Source organism: Fundidesulfovibrio sp. YSD1 (genome assembly GCF_055397115.1).
Genome location: NZ_AP043666.1, coordinates 2557501 through 2572525 on the forward strand (window position 1 = coordinate 2557501; position 15025 = coordinate 2572525).

At 68.0% G+C, this 15025-nt stretch carries 18 protein-coding genes (1 of these 18 cut by a window edge); 3 read left to right on the plus strand and 15 right to left on the minus strand.

The window, feature by feature from the left end; all coding sequences use genetic code 11:
• Both ACZ5V4_RS12005 and ACZ5V4_RS12010 read left to right on the plus strand, forming a co-directional pair.
• On the plus strand, positions 1-192 hold the 3' end of the coding sequence (locus ACZ5V4_RS12005; RefSeq protein WP_464315091.1) for an O-antigen ligase family protein. Its footprint begins 1740 nt before the window's first position; 192 of the gene's 1932 nt are visible here — the last part of the coding sequence; its start codon lies off the left edge, out of view; its stop codon occupies positions 190-192.
• Positions 193-276: 84 nt separating this feature from the next.
• Positions 277-1182: a hypothetical protein gene (locus ACZ5V4_RS12010; protein ID WP_464315092.1), complete on the plus strand. Its 906-nt coding sequence runs from the start codon at positions 277-279 to the stop codon at positions 1180-1182.
• 4 nt (positions 1183-1186) lie between these two features.
• Here the strand turns inward: ACZ5V4_RS12010 and ACZ5V4_RS12015 are convergent, their stop codons facing one another.
• From ACZ5V4_RS12015 to ACZ5V4_RS12065, 11 genes are all read right to left on the minus strand, one after another.
• Entirely contained in the window at positions 1187-2545 is a 1359-nt protein-coding gene (locus tag ACZ5V4_RS12015; RefSeq protein WP_464315093.1) for a DUF945 family protein, read from the minus strand.
• Between the two features lie 18 nt (positions 2546-2563).
• A complete protein-coding gene (ribD, locus tag ACZ5V4_RS12020; protein WP_464315094.1) occupies positions 2564-3661 on the minus strand; it encodes a bifunctional diaminohydroxyphosphoribosylaminopyrimidine deaminase/5-amino-6-(5-phosphoribosylamino)uracil reductase RibD in 1098 nt (365 codons plus the stop codon).
• Positions 3662-3671: 10 nt separating this feature from the next.
• Positions 3672-4133: a deoxycytidylate deaminase gene (locus tag ACZ5V4_RS12025; protein WP_464315095.1), complete on the minus strand. Its 462-nt coding sequence runs from the start codon at positions 4131-4133 to the stop codon at positions 3672-3674.
• 119 nt (positions 4134-4252) lie between these two features.
• Positions 4253-5491, minus strand: coding sequence for a serine hydroxymethyltransferase (glyA, locus tag ACZ5V4_RS12030; RefSeq protein ID WP_464315096.1), 1239 nt, complete (start codon positions 5489-5491; stop codon positions 4253-4255).
• Between the two features lie 125 nt (positions 5492-5616).
• A complete protein-coding gene (gene fabF, locus ACZ5V4_RS12035) occupies positions 5617-6861 on the minus strand; it encodes a beta-ketoacyl-ACP synthase II (RefSeq protein WP_464315097.1) in 1245 nt (414 codons plus the stop codon).
• A 64-nt stretch (positions 6862-6925) separates the two neighbouring features.
• The gene (gene acpP, locus ACZ5V4_RS12040) at positions 6926-7159 is read right to left on the minus strand and encodes an acyl carrier protein (RefSeq protein WP_464315098.1); all 234 of its coding nucleotides are present in this window, start codon (positions 7157-7159) and stop codon (positions 6926-6928) included.
• Between the two features lie 41 nt (positions 7160-7200).
• A complete protein-coding gene (fabG, locus tag ACZ5V4_RS12045; RefSeq protein WP_464315099.1) occupies positions 7201-7947 on the minus strand; it encodes a 3-oxoacyl-[acyl-carrier-protein] reductase in 747 nt (248 codons plus the stop codon).
• Positions 7948-8017: 70 nt separating this feature from the next.
• On the minus strand, positions 8018-9013 hold the full coding sequence (locus ACZ5V4_RS12050) for a beta-ketoacyl-ACP synthase III (protein ID WP_464315100.1): 996 nt from the start codon (positions 9011-9013) through the stop codon (positions 8018-8020).
• 13 nt (positions 9014-9026) lie between these two features.
• Entirely contained in the window at positions 9027-10079 is a 1053-nt protein-coding gene (gene plsX / locus ACZ5V4_RS12055; RefSeq protein ID WP_464315101.1) for a phosphate acyltransferase PlsX, read from the minus strand.
• Entirely contained in the window at positions 10063-10248 is a 186-nt protein-coding gene (rpmF, locus tag ACZ5V4_RS12060; protein WP_173086757.1) for a 50S ribosomal protein L32, read from the minus strand. Before rpmF ends, plsX begins: the two co-directional genes overlap by 17 nt.
• 12 nt (positions 10249-10260) lie before the next feature.
• Positions 10261-10797 (minus strand): YceD family protein, encoded by a 537-nt coding sequence (locus ACZ5V4_RS12065; protein ID WP_464315102.1) that lies wholly within the window; start codon positions 10795-10797, stop codon positions 10261-10263.
• A gap of 150 nt (positions 10798-10947) precedes the next feature.
• Between ACZ5V4_RS12065 and rpmB the strand changes: the two genes are divergently transcribed.
• Complete coding sequence (gene rpmB / locus ACZ5V4_RS12070; protein WP_464315103.1) at positions 10948-11160, plus strand: 50S ribosomal protein L28; 213 nt, start codon at positions 10948-10950, stop codon at positions 11158-11160.
• A 190-nt stretch (positions 11161-11350) separates the two neighbouring features.
• Here rpmB and ACZ5V4_RS12075 read toward each other — a convergent pair whose 3' ends face one another.
• The 4 genes from ACZ5V4_RS12075 to ACZ5V4_RS12090 all read right to left on the minus strand — a co-directional run bounded on the left by ACZ5V4_RS12075 (position 11351) and on the right by ACZ5V4_RS12090 (position 14960).
• Positions 11351-12589 carry a GGDEF domain-containing protein gene (locus ACZ5V4_RS12075; protein ID WP_464315104.1) on the minus strand — a complete coding sequence of 413 codons (1239 nt, stop codon included), beginning with the start codon at positions 12587-12589 and terminating at the stop codon, positions 11351-11353.
• Between the two features lie 114 nt (positions 12590-12703).
• Entirely contained in the window at positions 12704-13375 is a 672-nt protein-coding gene (locus ACZ5V4_RS12080) for an ABC transporter ATP-binding protein (protein ID WP_464315105.1), read from the minus strand.
• A gap of 9 nt (positions 13376-13384) precedes the next feature.
• On the minus strand, positions 13385-14545 hold the full coding sequence (locus ACZ5V4_RS12085; protein ID WP_464315106.1) for an ABC transporter permease: 1161 nt from the start codon (positions 14543-14545) through the stop codon (positions 13385-13387).
• A 10-nt stretch (positions 14546-14555) separates the two neighbouring features.
• A complete protein-coding gene (locus tag ACZ5V4_RS12090; protein WP_464315107.1) occupies positions 14556-14960 on the minus strand; it encodes a DUF2318 domain-containing protein in 405 nt (134 codons plus the stop codon).
• Positions 14961-15025: the final 65 nt, after the last annotated feature.

Genomic DNA, 15025 nt, shown 5'->3' on the forward strand with positions numbered 1-15025 from the left:
GGCTCACTGCTGGCCAGGTTGCGCTTCCTGCCCGGGGACGCGGAGACGAAAATGGTGAGGATATCGCCCCATGCGGCCAAGACCGGCGACAGGGTCTACCTGAACGCGAACAGGGTGTTTTTCCCGAGCGCCTTCGGCCTGGACGATCAGCGGATCCTGGGGCCGTACGTGCACGCGTACCTCTTGCGCTAGCAAGCAGATTGCCGCAGGCGCCCCTCTGGCCTTGGCCGGGCCGGGATGGTAGCAGCGAGACACAGACGAACTGCGGAGCCCGACATGCGAAAGAACCAACCGTGGATGGTGTTGGCGGCGCTTTTGACGTTGACGCTCGGCCTGCTGCTCTATCTGGGCAACGCGCGCGGCCCCTGGCGCGTGGAGGAACTCCTGGCCACGCAGGTGCGCAAGGTGCAGCTCACCGCGCAGGTCCGCGCGAGCCTGCTCTCGGCCGTGGATGCGGGCAAGAACGCGTTGCTCGCTGACAGCCCGGAATCCTCGAAGGCCTATGCCGACCAGGCGCGTGCCGCTTCCAAGGCGGTGGACGCAGGGCTTGTCGAACTCAAGGACATCTCGGACCGTGACGGGTTCGAGGCGCAGCGCAAGGTCGTGGAGAACTTTGCCAAGGCCTGGGGAGAGGTCCGGGCCATCGACGAGGAATATCTGGCGCTGGTGGTCCAGAAGACCAACGAGCAGGCCTCGAAGCTCTCGCAGGGCCAGGGGCTCGAGATCCTCGAGCGCCTCGAGCGCGCCTTGCGCGCGGCCGTGCAGTCTTCCTCCGGCTCGCCAGGCGGGGAAAAGCTGGCCGTGGCCTGCTTCGACGCCGTGGCCCAGGCGTCCGTGATCCTGGCCCTCCAGGCCCCGCACATCGGCGAGGCCACCGACGCGGGCATGGACCGCATCGAGGAGCGCATGCAGGCGGCCTCGCAAGCCGCGAGGAAATCCCTGGCCGAAGGGTCCGCGCTCGCCTCGGGAGAGGCCGCCGCGCGCATGGCCGAGGCCTCCAGGGCGTTCGAGGATTTCGAGGCCACCAACCAGGCGGTGCTCAGGCTCTCGCGCATCAATTCGGACGTGAAGTCCCTGGCGTTGCTCATGGACCGCAGGCGCGTGGCCGCCGCGGCGTGCGAGTCCTTCCTCAACGAGCTTCAGGAGCTCATCAACGCGAGGCTCTCCAAGGCCAGCAGGTAGCCCCTCAGTTCAGGGAGCGGCCGTTCACGGTCAGGACCTTGCCGTCCCACGCGGCCGAGGAGGCGATCCTGCCGCCGTCCACGGTGGCCAAACCCATGGCGACGAACTGGACAGCCTGGGCGAACAGCTCCTGCGCGCACTGGGCCTGGTCCACTCCGGCCTTCTTGTCGCTGGCCGCCACCGTGCACACTGTCCGGACGATGACGTCCAGCTTGCCCGAGAGGTCGGCCTTGGCGCGCAAAAGCGGCAGGGCCTGCTCGGCCGTGGCCGGGATGGCGGGCATGCCCTCGGGCCTCACTTCGCAGGAAAAGCTGAAGGCGTCCTCACCCTCGAAGAATCCGAATTCCAGGCCGGCCGAAGGCGAGCGCGGGAGCATGGCGTTGCCGATGGCGCGCAGCTCCGGTTCGCCCAGTGGCGGCGATCCCGCCGCCAGGGCGCGCTTCGACTGCAAAAGCGCGACGAGGTCGTTCAGCGCGGCCAGGTCGATGGCCGAAAGCTGCATGCGCAGGCGAAAGGGCTGGGCCTTGCCTGCTCCCGTTTCCAGGTTCCCGCCCAGGGCCAGGGAATAATCGGCCACCTCGCCCTTGGGCGTAAGCGACGCGTCCAGGGCCAGGCCCGCGAGCGCGCCGCCTTGGGCCTGCCCGGCGGCCTTGTACTCGGCGGCGTCGATGCGCAGCTTGTGCTCGCCCGCCCAGATCAGCTTGGTGGCCAGCGAGGCCTTGCTCTCCAGGGTCATGTTGCGCATGGCCATGCTGGCCTGCCCGTCCTTCATAAGAAGAAGAGGCGCCTTGGCGCTGCTCTGCACGCGGGTCAGCGCCGAGTCGTGGGTGGCGTCGATGGTCATGCCCTGCCAGTCCACGTCCAGGGGCTGGCCGCCCGCTGACACCGTCCGGGAGAAGCCCGGCACGGTGAGCCTGGTCTCGCAATCGCCCCCGAAGGCCACGCGGGTGACGCATTTCGTGGCCATGAGCTCGGGGAACTTGGCGAAGAAGTCCTTCACGTCCTGGTCGCTGGCCGGATTCAGGGCGAACGTGGTCGCGACCACGGCCTGGGCCAGTGAGGCCTGGCCGGAGGCGAAGGGGAACGGCCCGTGGGCCACGTCCACCGCCGCGTCCAGCACGAGGCGCGTGGGCTTCGACCCTGCGGGGCGGTCCTCGGGGACGGCCATGTCCAGCGTGTAGACGTAGCGGCTGGAGAAGAGGCCCTTTTCCGCGCTCTTGGGAGTGATCGCGAGGGTGGGATTCTCGGCGGCGGCCTTGGCGAAGTAGTCAGAGACCAGCGGCTCCACCCGGGTGCCGACGAGGTAGTAGGAGCCGAGCAGGGCTGCGCAAAGGGCGACGGCGATGGCGAGAAATCTCTTCACTGGGCCTCCGGGGCGGTTTCAGGAGATCGGGACGTAGGTGAGCATGAGGTCGGGGCCGCTCTGGGCGAACGCGGCCAAACGCAGGGGCAAGGCCTGGCGCATGGATTCGGCCACCCCGCCCGCGAACACGGGCACCGCCTCGGCGTCTCCCAGTATCTTGGGAGCGAGGAAGTAGCGGAACTCGTCCATGAGGCCTTGGCTGGCCAGCGACAGGGCCAGCCTGCCGCCGCCCTCGCAGAGCGTGGTGTGGCAGGCGGCCTCCAGCCTGAGCTTCGCGAACCCGGCGGCAAGGTCCAGGCGCTCGCCCGAGGCGGGAAGCTCCCAGACGCGCACGCCCATGGCGCGCAGGGCCTCGGCGCGCACGGACACGGCGTTGGCCGAGTCGGTCCAGAAGATGGTCTGCTCCGGGCGCTGCCTGAGAAGCGTGAAGGGGGCGGAGGCCTCGGGCAGAAGCGAGGTGACCACCACGGCCAGGGGCTGCCTTTCAGGGGCCGGGCCTTCGGGCCTGGCCGTGAGCTGGGGGTTGTCGTGGCGCAGGGTTGCCCCGCCCACGAGCACGGCGTCCACGCGCGTGCGCAGCTCGTGCACGGCCGCGCGCGACTCGGGGCCGCTGACCCAGGCCGAGTGCCCGGTGCGCGCCGCTATCCGGCCGTCGAGCGTGGCCGCCATCTTGAGGATGTTGTAGGTGCGCGGGGTGAACTGCCAGACCGCGAAATCCGCGATCATGTCCTTGCAGGCGCGCTCCAGCACCCCCACGGTCACGTCCAGGCCGTGGGTGAGCAGGAAGCCCGCGCCCCCACCTTCCACGCGCGGGTTGGGGTCGGCGCAGCCCACTACCACGCGCGTGATCCCGGCTTCGAGCACGGCCTTGGTGCAGGGCGGGGTCCTGCCGTGGTGGTTGCAGGGCTCGAGCGTCACGTAGAGCGTGCACTGGGCCGGGTCCACGCCCTTGGCGCGGGCGTCGGCCAGGCAGTTCACCTCGGCGTGCGGGCCGCCGCAGACCTTGTGCCAGCCCCCGGCCACCACCTGGCCGCCGCGCACGAGAACCGCGCCCACGCAGGGGTTGGGGGCGGTCGATCCCTTGCCCCTGGCCGCGAGCGCGAGCGCCTCGGCCATGAAGGCTTCGTCAGGGTTTTTCGGGGCTGGGCAGGGTATCAAATTTCACTCCGGATTCCTCGAGCATGTCCCGCGAGAGTTCGTCGGGGTAGCCCTCGGCGTAGTGGATGTTGCGCACGCCGCAGTTGATGAGCATCTTCGTGCAGATGATGCAGGGCTGCGTGGTGCAGTAGAGGTCCGCCCCGGCGATGGACACGCCGTGCACGGCGGCCTGGATGATCACGTTCTGCTCGGCGTGCAGGCCCCGGCAGAGCTCGTGGCGCTGGCCCGAGGGGATGTTCAGCTTTTCGCGCATGCACCCGATGTCCAGGCAGTGGGCCGTGCCCGCGGGCGCTCCGTTGTAGCCCGTGGCCAGGATGCGCTTTTCCTTCACGGCCACGGCTCCCACCTTGCGGCGCAGGCAGGTGGAGCGCTCGGCCACGAGAAAGGCGATGCGCATGAAGTATTCGGGCCAGGGCAGGCGTTGGTCCATGAGAATGGGACTCCCCTTGTTTTGAGCGAAAGTGATTGCGGCGCGCCCCTTTGTCAAGAAACAAGAAAGGGGCCGCGCGGCTTCCCGGCGCGGCCCCTGGGGCGTCGAAACGCGCTTTCCTACCAGCCGAACAGCGGGAACCGGCTGGCGAAGGCCTTCACCTCGGCCTTGATGGCGGCCAGGGCGGACTCGTTCTCGCGGCCCTTGATGGCCGCGTCGATCCAACCCACCACCTTCTCCATCTCGGCCTCCTTCATGCCGCGCGTGGTCAGCGCCGGGGTGCCCAAGCGGATGCCCGAGGTCACGAAGGGCGAGCGGGTCTCGAAGGGGACGGTGTTCTTGTTGGCCGTGATCCCGGCGGCGTCCAGGGCGATCTGGGCCTCCTTGCCGGTCACGTCCTTGTTGTTCAGGTCCACGAGCATCAGGTGGTTGTCCGTGCCGCCCGAGACCAGGTCGTAGCCCAGAGACACGAGGCCCTCGGCCATGACCTTGGCGTTCTTCACCACCTGGGCCTGGTAGGCCTTGAACTCGGGGCGCAGGGCCTCGCCGAAGGCCACGGCCTTGGCCGCGATCACGTGCATGAGCGGGCCGCCCTGGATGCCCGGGAAGATCTGCGAGTCGATCTTCTTGGCCTCGTCCTCGCCCGCGAGGATGAGCCCGCCCCTGGGGCCGCGCAGGGTCTTGTGCGTGGTGGAGGTGGTGAAGTGGGCCTTGCCGATGGGCGTGGGGTGCTCGCCCGCGGCCACCAGGCCCGCGATGTGGGCCATGTCCACCATGAGCATGGCCCCGACCTCGTCGGCGATGGCCCGGAAGCGGTCGAAGTCCAGGGTGCGCGGGTAGGCGCTGGCCCCGGCCACGATCATCCTGGGCTTGTGCTCGCGGGCCAGGGCTTGGAGCGCGTCGTAGTCGATGGTGCCGGTCTCGCGGGACACGCCGTAGAACACGATGTTGTAGAAGCGGCCGGAGAAGTTCACCGGGCTGCCGTGGGTCAGGTGGCCGCCGTGGGAGAGGTCCATGCCGAGCACGGTGTCCCCGGGCTTGAGCACCGAGAAGTACACGGCCATGTTGGCCTGGGAGCCCGAGTGGGGCTGTACGTTGGCGTAGTCGCACCCGAAGAGCTGCTTGACCCTGTCGCGGGCCAGGTCCTCGGCCACGTCCACGAATTCGCAGCCGCCGTAGTAGCGCTTGTGGGGGTAGCCCTCGGCGTACTTGTGGGTCATCACCGAGCCCTGGGCCTGGCGCACGGCGGCGGAGACGAAGTTCTCGGAGGCGATGAGCTCGAGCCCGCCCACCTGGCGTTCGATCTCGCTGGCGATGGCCGCGGCGATCTCGGGATCGCGGATGAATATCTCGTCCATGGAAATCTCCTTGTTCCCCGCAAAATGCTTAACGGACTTGGCGGCGTATGCCCGCGAAGCCCGTTAAGCGTTGAAGGTCGAAGGGTGCGGCCGTGTGCCGCGCCTCATAAAAAGTTCAGCCCGGGCTACGCCTCGAACCTCTTGAAGATCACGCAGGCGTTGGTCCCGCCGAACCCGAAGGAGTTGTTGATCACCGTGCGCACCTCGCGCTTGGCGGGGGCGTTGGGGGTGTAGTCCAGGTCGCACTCGGGGTCGGGGGTCTCGTAGTTGATGGTCGGGGGCACGATGCCCTCGATCATGGACTTGACCGAGAACACGCTCTCGATGGCTCCGGCAGCGCCCAGGCAGTGGCCGATCATGGACTTGTTGGCCGTGACCGCCAGCTTGTAGGCGTGGTCGCCGAAAACGGACTTGATGGCCTTGGTCTCGCAGGCGTCGTTGAGCTGCGTGGAGGTGCCGTGGGCGTTCACGCAGTCGATGTCGCCGGGCTCCATGCCCGCCTCGCGCAGGGCCGCGCGCATGGCCAGAGCCGCGCCTTCGCCGTTCTCCGGCGGGGCGGTCATGTGGAAGGCGTCCCCGGAGGCGCCGAAACCGGCCACCTCGGCCAGGATACGCGCTCCGCGCGCCTGGGCGAACTCCAGTTCTTCGAGCATCAGGATGCCCGCGCCCTCGCCCATGACGAAGCCGGTGCGGTCCTTGTCGAAGGGCCTGGAGGCCTTGGTGGGGTCGTCGTTGCGGGTGGAGAGGGCCTTGAGCGCGTTGAAGCCGCTCACGCCCATGCCCGCGACAGTGGACTCGGCACCGCCGCAGATCATGGCCTTGGCCCGGCCGAGCATGATGTCGGTGTATGCGTAGCCCACGCCGTGCGCGCCCGAGGCGCACGCGGTGGTGGTGCAGACGTTGGGGCCCTTGGCCCCGGTGAAGATGGCCACCTGGCCCGCGGCCATGTTGGCGATGAGCACCGGGATGAAGAACGGGGAGACCTTGGAGGGCCCGCCGGCCAGGAGCTTCTTGTGCTGCTCCTCGATGGTGTTCAGGCCGCCCAGGCCGCAACCGATGAGCACGCCCACCTCGGGAGCGAGTTCGGGGGTGATCTCGAGCCCGGAGTCCTTGACCGCCATCTGCGCGGCGGCCACGGCGTACTGGGTGAAATGGTCCATGCGCCGCGCCTGTTTGGGCGGGATGTGCGTGGCGGGGTCGAAGTCCTTCACCTCGCAGGCGAAGGTGGTGTCGTATCCCGTGGCGTCGAAGCGGGTGATTGGGCCCGCGCCGGAGACGCCGGACAGGAGGTTCCGCCAGCTGGTGGCCAGATCGTTGCCGATGGGCGTGATCGTGGCCATGCCGGTGACGACGACTCGTTTGAGCTTCATTGGCATTGGCACCTTGGGGGAAATGAGGCGGCCGGGCCAGGCGCGGCCGGCCGCCCTTGCTTATTTAGCCCTGCTTGGACTGGACGTAGTCGATGGCGTCCTGGACCTTGACGATCTTCTGGGCGTCCTCGTCGGCGATCTCGACGCCGAACTCCTCTTCCATGGCCATGATCAGCTCGGTGAGGTCCAGGGAATCGGCGCCCAGGTCGTCAACGAACTTGGCCTCGGGCTTCACTTCGTCAGCGGACACGCCCAGCTGGTCCACGATGATCTCTTTGACTTTTTCGACGACGGACATGGTCTTTCCTCCAGATAACTGTGGGATGGTTGATCGTTTGATTAGCGGTAGAGCCCGCCGTTCACGGCCAGGACCTGGCCGGTGACGTACCCGGCTTCGGGCGAGGCGAGATAGGAAACGGCCGAGGCGACGTCCTCGGGAGCGCCCATCTTTTTCAGCGGAATCTGTTCCAGGAAATTGGTCTTGACCGCCTCGGGGAGCACGGCGGTCATGTCGGACTCGATGAAGCCCGGGGCCACGGCGTTGACCGTGACGCCGCGCGAGGCGAGCTCCAGCGCGGCGGTCTTGGTCAGGCCAATGAGCCCGGCCTTGGCGGCCACGTAGTTGGCCTGGCCCGCGTTGCCGCTCTGGCCCACCACGGAGACGATGTTCACGATGCGCCCGGCGCGGCGCTTCATCATGATCTTGGCCGCCTCGCGCAGGCAGGTGAAGGCACCGGTGAGGTTCACGCCGATGACGCGGTCCCAGTCCTCGTCCTTCATGCGCACGAGCAGGCCGTCCTTGGTGATGCCGGCGTTGTTCACCAGCACGTGCAGGTCGGCCTTGCCCTCGATGTGCTCCTTGAAGAAGGCGGGCACGGCCTCGCGGTCCGAGACGTCCAGGCGCAGGGCCTGGGCCTCGCCGCCTTCGGCCATGATCTGGGCGGCCACGGCGTTGGCCTCGTCGGGCTTGCTGACGTAGGTGAAGATGACGGAGTAGCCGTCCTTGGCCAGGCGTTTGGCCACGGCCGCGCCGATTCCGCGCGAGCCGCCGGTGACGAGTGCGGTAAGCCGGGGTGGGTTGCTCATGGGGTGTTCCGGTATGGGCTAAAGAATTTTTTCCCTAACGTAATTGCCGGGCAAACTCAAATGGCATTTTCTAGACGAAACGCAGCAGGGCCGCGCCCCAGGTGAAGCCGCCGCCGAAGGTGGTCAGCAGCACGCGGCTGCCGGACTTCACGCGCCCCTCGCTCTTGGCGTCGGCCAGGGCCATGGCCACCGAGGAGGCCGAGGTGTTGCCGTAACGGTCCACCGTAATCATCACGCGCTCGCCCGAGAACTTCAGGCGCTTGCCCACTGCCTCGATGATGCGCAAGTTGGCCTGGTGCGGGATGAAGAGGTCCACGTCGTTAAGGGTCAGGCCGTTTCGCTCCACGATCTCCTCGCACACCGAGCCCATGGAGCGCACGGCGTTCTTGTAGACCTCGGGGCCGTTCATCTCGATGAAGAAGTTCTCGCCGACGATGTCGCCGAGCTTCAGCGGCCAGGCCGACCCGCCGCTCTTGACCGTGAGCAAAGGCCACAGCGAGCCGTCGGAGTGCAGGACGATGTCCTCGATCACGGCCTGGCCCGGCTTGGGCTCGCGGTCGGAGAGGACCACCGCGCCCGCGCCGTCGCCGAAGAGCACGCAGGTGGCGCGGTCGGCCCAGTTGGTGCGGCTGGTGGTGATCTCGGAGGCCGTGACCAGGGCCACGGACCCGGGGCGCAGGGCCACCGCGCCCATGCCCGCCTCCAGGGCGTAGAGGAAGCCGGAGCAGGCGGCGTTCATGTCCACCGCCGGGCGGCCGCTGATGCCGAGCTTCTCCTGCAGGATGCTGGAAGCGGGCGGGCAGAAGGAGTCCGGGGTGAAGGTGGCGTAGTAGATGTGGGTGACTTCCTCGGCCGTGCGCCCGGCGTCGGCCAGGGCGTTGGAGCAGGCCCGGACCGCCAGGTCGCTGGAGGCCTCGCCCGGGGCGGCGATGTGGCGCTCCTTGATGCCGGTGCGTGTGGTGATCCAGTCGTCGCTGGTGTCGACCATGGTCTCCAGTTCGGCGTTGGTGAGAACCCGTTCGGGTACGTGACGGCCGAAGCCTTCGAGGGTGAAGCGTCCGTGCATGTGGTGGGGGTCTTTATTCGGCGTGGGCCGGTCTTTTGATGAAATGGGCGAAGTCCTTGTTGGCGGCGAGCCCGGCCTGGAGGAGGCTTGCGGCCTCCAGGCGCACGAGCGTGCCGGCCATGTCCACGGCGTTGGCGATGGCCTTCTGGTTGGATGCCCCGTGGCTGACGATCACGGTGCCGTTGAGGCCCAGAAGCGGCGCGCCGCCGTACTCGGCGTAGTCCATGAGCCTGGAGAAGCGCTTGAGCGCCGAGAGCGCCAGGGTGGTGCCGATCTTGGCGAAGAAGCCCCGGCGCAGCTCGCCCTTGAGGAGCCTGCCCATGGACGAGGCCAGGCCCTCGGCCAGCTTGATGGCCACGTTGCCCACGAAGCCGTCGCACACCACCACGTCCACCTCGCCGGTGAAGAGGTCTCGCCCTTCGATGTTCCCGACGAAGTTGAGCGAGGAGTGTTTGAACAGCTCGAAGGCTTCCTTGACCAGCTGGTTGCCCTTGCCCTCCTCCTCCCCGTTGGAGAGGATGGCCACCCGGGGTTCCGGGCAGCGCAGGAGCACCCGCGACATCACATCGGCCATGATGCCGAACTGAAGCAGGTTGAGCGGCTTGCAGTCCACGTTGGCCCCGGCGTCGATGAGCACGCTGGGCGTGCGCTCCGTGGGCAGGATGGTGGCCAGCGCGGGCCGGTCCACGCCCTCGATGCGCCCCAGCGTGAACAGGCTGCACGCCAAGACCACGCCGGTGTTCCCGGCGCTGATCAGCCCGTCGGCCTCGCCCTTGCGGATGAGGTTGCACGCCACCTGGATGGACGAGTCCTTCTTCTTGCGCAGGGCTTCGGAAGGCTTGTCGTGCATTTCCGCCACCTGGGTGGCGTGCACGACGCGAACGACCACGCCTCGCGTGTCGAGCTTGGAGAGCTCGGACGCGATGCGCGGTTCGTCCCCGACCAGGATCAGGTCGTACTGCTTTCTCTTGGCGGCCTGGACCGCGCCGGGGACGACCACGTGGGGGCCGAAGTCCCCGCCCATGGCGTCCACGGCGATGCGAGGCCGGTTAGGACTGGGGTTCATCCCGCTTGAGCACCTGACGGCCCTTGTAGGTGCCGCAGCTCGGGCACACCCTGTGGGGCAGGGTGGGCTCGCCGCAGGAGCACAGGATCACGTTGGGCGGGGTCAGGGCGTCGTGGGAGCGGCGCATGCCCTTGCGGGACTTGGAGACTTTCTTCTTGGGGACGGCCATTTCCGTATACCTCTATGATTGGACTTTCTTGGCGATGGTAAGCCCGCGCAGGGCGGCCATGCGCGGATCGGGCTCCTCGCCGGAGCACTTGCAGGGCCCCTGGTTCAGGTCCTGCCCGCAGTCGGGGCACAGCCCCTTGCATTCCTCGGAGCACAGCGGCTTGACCGGCAGGGCCAACAGGAACTCTTCCCAGAGCATCCCGCCCGCGTCAAGCTCGAGCACGCGCCCGCGCCTGCGCAGAAGCGTGGGCTCGAGGGTTTCCTCTCCGGGCAGGGCCTCCTGCTCGAAGCGGTCGAAACCCAGGTCGATGTCCAGGCGCACCGGTACGGTGCAGCGGTCGCACGGGGCGGTGACCGCTCCGGTCATCTTTCCGCGCACCAGCGCGCCGCGCTCCTGGGGTTGCACCGAGAACGCGGCCGACATGGGCGACGCGGGCACAAGCTCCATGCCGAACTCGCGCCATCCCTCGGCCCAGAGTTCCTGGTCGTCGATGACGTATTCGCGGCCCTCGGCCGGGATGTCGGTTATGTCCAGCCAGTGCTCGGCCATTTCTCGCCCTCCGGGAAACAACGCTGAGTAATCGCGCCCCCGCCTTCTGTCAACAAAAAGCTTGCCAGCCTCGAAAAGAGCGTGTAAGCATCGCTTCCCTTTCGACGAGCATTACATTTCCAGGGGCATGACCCCGCGTGGAGGTTCGATATGGCCAAGGTTTGCGAAAAGTGCGGGAAAAAACCCCAGGTCGGCAACAACGTCTCCCATGCCAACAACAAGTCGAAGCGCCGCTTCATCCCCAACCTTCGCCAGGTGCGCGCCATGAAGGCCAACGGCGAGGTTTCCACCATCACGGTGTGCACCCGCTGCCTGCGTTCCGGCACGGTGGTCAAGCCCGTCGCCCGTCAGAAGGCCGAGTAGGCCTCTCGCGGCCCTGGTCCGCGTATTCGCGGCCGGACCGGGGAAACCCCGGTCCGGCCTTTTCGCGTTTCGCGCCGCGCCTCCCGGCCCGGCGTCCACGGGGTAAGCGGCCGTCTGCCCGGCGGTGGACGGTCCAGGACAACCGTTGCCTTCCCCGAGGGGCGTTGCCCGGCGTCCAGGGGCGCTGCGGCTAGCGCGCCTCGACCCTGTCGCGCCCGGCGGCCTTGGCCGCGTACAGGGCCTCGTCCGCCCGCCTGAGCAGGGCCTCGGCCGAGGCGTCCCCGCTCTCCATGGCCGTCACCCCCAGGCTCGCCGTGACCGCGATCCCGGATGCGATCCCGGGCCGGCCCGGCAGCATCTCCGCCACGGCCCGGCGCAGCCGTCCGGCCAGCGCCCTGGCGTCCTCGCGGTCCATCCCGGGGGCCACCACCAGGAATTCCTCCCCCCCGAGCCTCCCGGGCACGTCGTAAGCCCGCGTGGCGTCGCGCAGCACCGCGCCCAGCGCGGCGAGCACCGCGTCGCCGGCCTGGTGGCCGTGGGTGTCGTTCACGGCCTTGAAATGGTCGAGGTCCAGCATGATGCAGGCCAGGCTTCCGCCCTGCCTGCGCGCGCGCTCGAATTCCTCGTCCAGGCGCTCCATCAGCCTGCGGCGGTTGGCCAGGCCCGTGAGGGCGTCCGTCTCGGCCATCAGCCTGAGCCGCTCCCGGCTTTCGGCCAGCCTGCGGCGCATGGCCGCCATAAGCATGCCGAGCATGGCCGTGACCACCGCGATGGCCGCCAGCGACACCCCGGCGATGACCCGGGTGTCGTGGCCGAGCCTTTGGTGCACGGCGCTCACGTCGAAGCTCACGCTGATGCCGCCGCGCGGCTCGCCCACGCGGTAGCCCTGGGCCGCGTGGCAGGGCAGGCAGGACTCCTCGGTGGCCAGCGGGGCCATGTAGCGGAAGGTCCGTGCGCTTCCGGCTTCCTCGGTGGCGAAGAATTCCTTCTCGCCCAGGGCGAAGGCGCGCAGGGCCTCCTGCTCGAAGGGCGTGGGCGCGTTGGCCGGGTTGACGAGCTTCAGGCTGGTGATCCGAAAGCGCACGCCGCCGGACTGCCCGGACATGTCGGATATCTCGCGGGTCATGGTGGAGGGGTTGATGAAGGTCAGCGCCTCGCCGTCGCGGGTCAGCACCTCGGGCCTGGCCAGGAAGGGGTTGGGCGGCGTCTCGGGCCTCTTCTGGGTGTAGACCCCGCTGTGCCAGGCGTTCCACTGGCGCATCACCGCCATGGAGCCGAAAAGCGCCCGGGCCTGCGAGAGCACGGCCTCGTCCGCCAGCTGGCGGCTGCGCCAGGCCAGGGCCAGGAACACCACGGCCAGGCTCGCGGCCACGGCGATGCCGATCCCCGCGAAATACAACCTGAAAACGCGCCTTTCCGACCGATCCATGCGGAAATGCCTACGGCAAGACCCCGGCCCCGGCAACGCAAAAAGCGCCCGGCCGCACGGAGGCTTCCGTGGGCCGGGCGCGCGACAATTATATGGATGCGGCGGGGCGGGCGTTCAGCAGGCCTCGGCCAGCCCGTCCACGATCCTGCCGTCCTCCATGGCCACCATGCGGTCGGCAAGCCTGGCGTAGGACAGGTCGTGGGTGACCATCACCAGGGTCACTCCCTCGCGGTTCAGGTCGCGCAGGAGCTCGATGATGCCGTCGCCGTTTTTCTTGTCCAGGCTGCCCGTGGGCTCGTCCGCGAACAAGACGCCCGGGCTCTTCACCAGGGCGCGCGCGATGGCCACGCGCTGCTGCTCGCCGCCGGAGAGCTTGCCGGGCAGGCGCTCCTCCTTGCCGGCGAGCCCCACGCGCTCCAGGCAGGCCCGGGCCTTGTCCCTTATCTCGACGCTCACGGGTTTCAGCGAATTCATGTAGGGCAGCATCACGTTCTCAAGCGCCGTCAGGTAGGGCAGAAGGTGGTGCAATTGGAAGATGATGGAGAAGTCCTTGTGGCGAAGCCCGTTGATCTGGCCCTCGCCCATGGAGGTGACCTCGCGGCCCTGGTAGACCACGCGGCCCTCGTCCGGGCGCAGCAGCGTGGAGAGCACGTTCAGCAGGGTGGACTTGCCCGAGCCCGAGCGGCCCACCACGCAGGCGAACTGGCCGTCCGGGATGTCCACGGACACGCCCCTAAGCACTTGGGTGTCCCCGAAGGTCTTGGATACGTTGAGCGCTTGCAGCATCGGGGCCTCCTACAGCATGACCAGCGCCTGGCTGGGATCGGTTTTCGCGGCCTTCCACGCGGGGATCACCGAGGACAGGCACGAGATCACGGCCACCCCGGCCAGGGTCACGCCCAAATGCCAGGCCTCCATGGCCAGCTCGGCCTCCTTGGCCAGGTCCAGCATGGCCATGACCTTCACGCTCACGCCGAAGCCGCCGAAATAGCCCGCCAGCCCGGCCGCCATGCCTATTATCAGCGCCTCCATGCAGAAGATGGAGAACACCGACGCCCGCGAGAACCCCAGCGATCTGAGCACGCCGATCTCGTTCTTGCGCTCGTTCACCGAGGCCAGAAGCGACAGGGCGATCATGAAGCAGGCCGTGAGCAAAAGGATCACGCTGACGATGAGCGCCAGGTGCTGCACGAAATGGATGGTGTACATGCGGCTCTTCACCACCTTCTGCATGGCCACGATGTCCACGTCCGGCAGCACGGACTGGATTTCGGCCACGATCTCGTCGATGGGGCAGCCCGAGCACAGGGCCGCCACCTCGGCGAAGTGGATCACGCCGGGCTGGCCCATGGCCTCCTGCACGTCGATGAGCCCGGCGAAGACCACGTTGTCGTCCTCGCTGCCCGTGGGCGTGAGCACCCCGGCCACGCTGAACGTCCGCCCCAGCGCCTCGAAGCCCTGCCCGGGCTTGAGGCCCAGAGCCTCGGCCGCCTTGGAGCCCACGAGCACCTCGCCCGGTTCCGCCGCCGGGCGGCCCTCGAAGCCCCAGTAGCTCTTGATGAGCAGTTCCTCGTCCCAGTCCACGCCGATCATGGCCACGGACTTGTCCGCCACGTGGGCCAGGGCGATGAACTTGGGGGCCACCGAGGCGATGCGCTCCTTGAGTTCGATGGTGCGCACCTTGTCCACCTGCTCGCGCGTCAGGTGCTTCACGTCGAAGGACACGCTGCCCAGGCTGAACCCGCCGTAGCCCACGGCCAGGGTGTCCACCTTGGGCTGGAGCATGATGTTCGCGCCGTAGGCCGTGAGCTTCTTCTCCATGGAGTCGCCCACGGCCTTGGACACGTAGTTGAGCGCCACCACCGAGCAGATGCCCGCGGCGAAGACCACCGCGAGCAGCGCCGTGCGCATGAACTTGCGCCTGAGCGTCCTCACGGGAAGGGTGAGCAGGTTCATGGGCCCTTTCCTACTTGAAGTATTTCACGCCCGAAGCGAGCTCGGCCTTGGAGAGCACTACCTGGCCGTCCTCGACCTTGTTGGCCACCGGGTGCGGGTTGCACCCGCCCTTGACCATGCCCACGCGCGAGACGTGGAACTTCATCCCGCAGTTGACGCAGACCATGAACTCGCCCGCCTGCTTGTAGCCCTTCTTCTCGGGGAAGCAGACGTCGCAGGCGTCCAGGGCCGAGCGCACGGTGCCGTCCGGGGCCTTGATCAGGAAGTACTTCACCGTGGTCCCGTCGGCGTCGAACTTGTAGTACTTGGCCGTGTCGCTCACGTCCCCGAGCGGGACTTTCACGGTGTCGTCGGCCGCGCGGGCGGCCAGGGGCAGGGCAAGAAGCAGGAGCAGGGGGAAAAGAATGCGTTTCACGTGGTATCCTCTCGAAATGGTGTGCTCGCCAAGGGCCTGAAGTTCCGCCCCGCGAGCCGGGACGT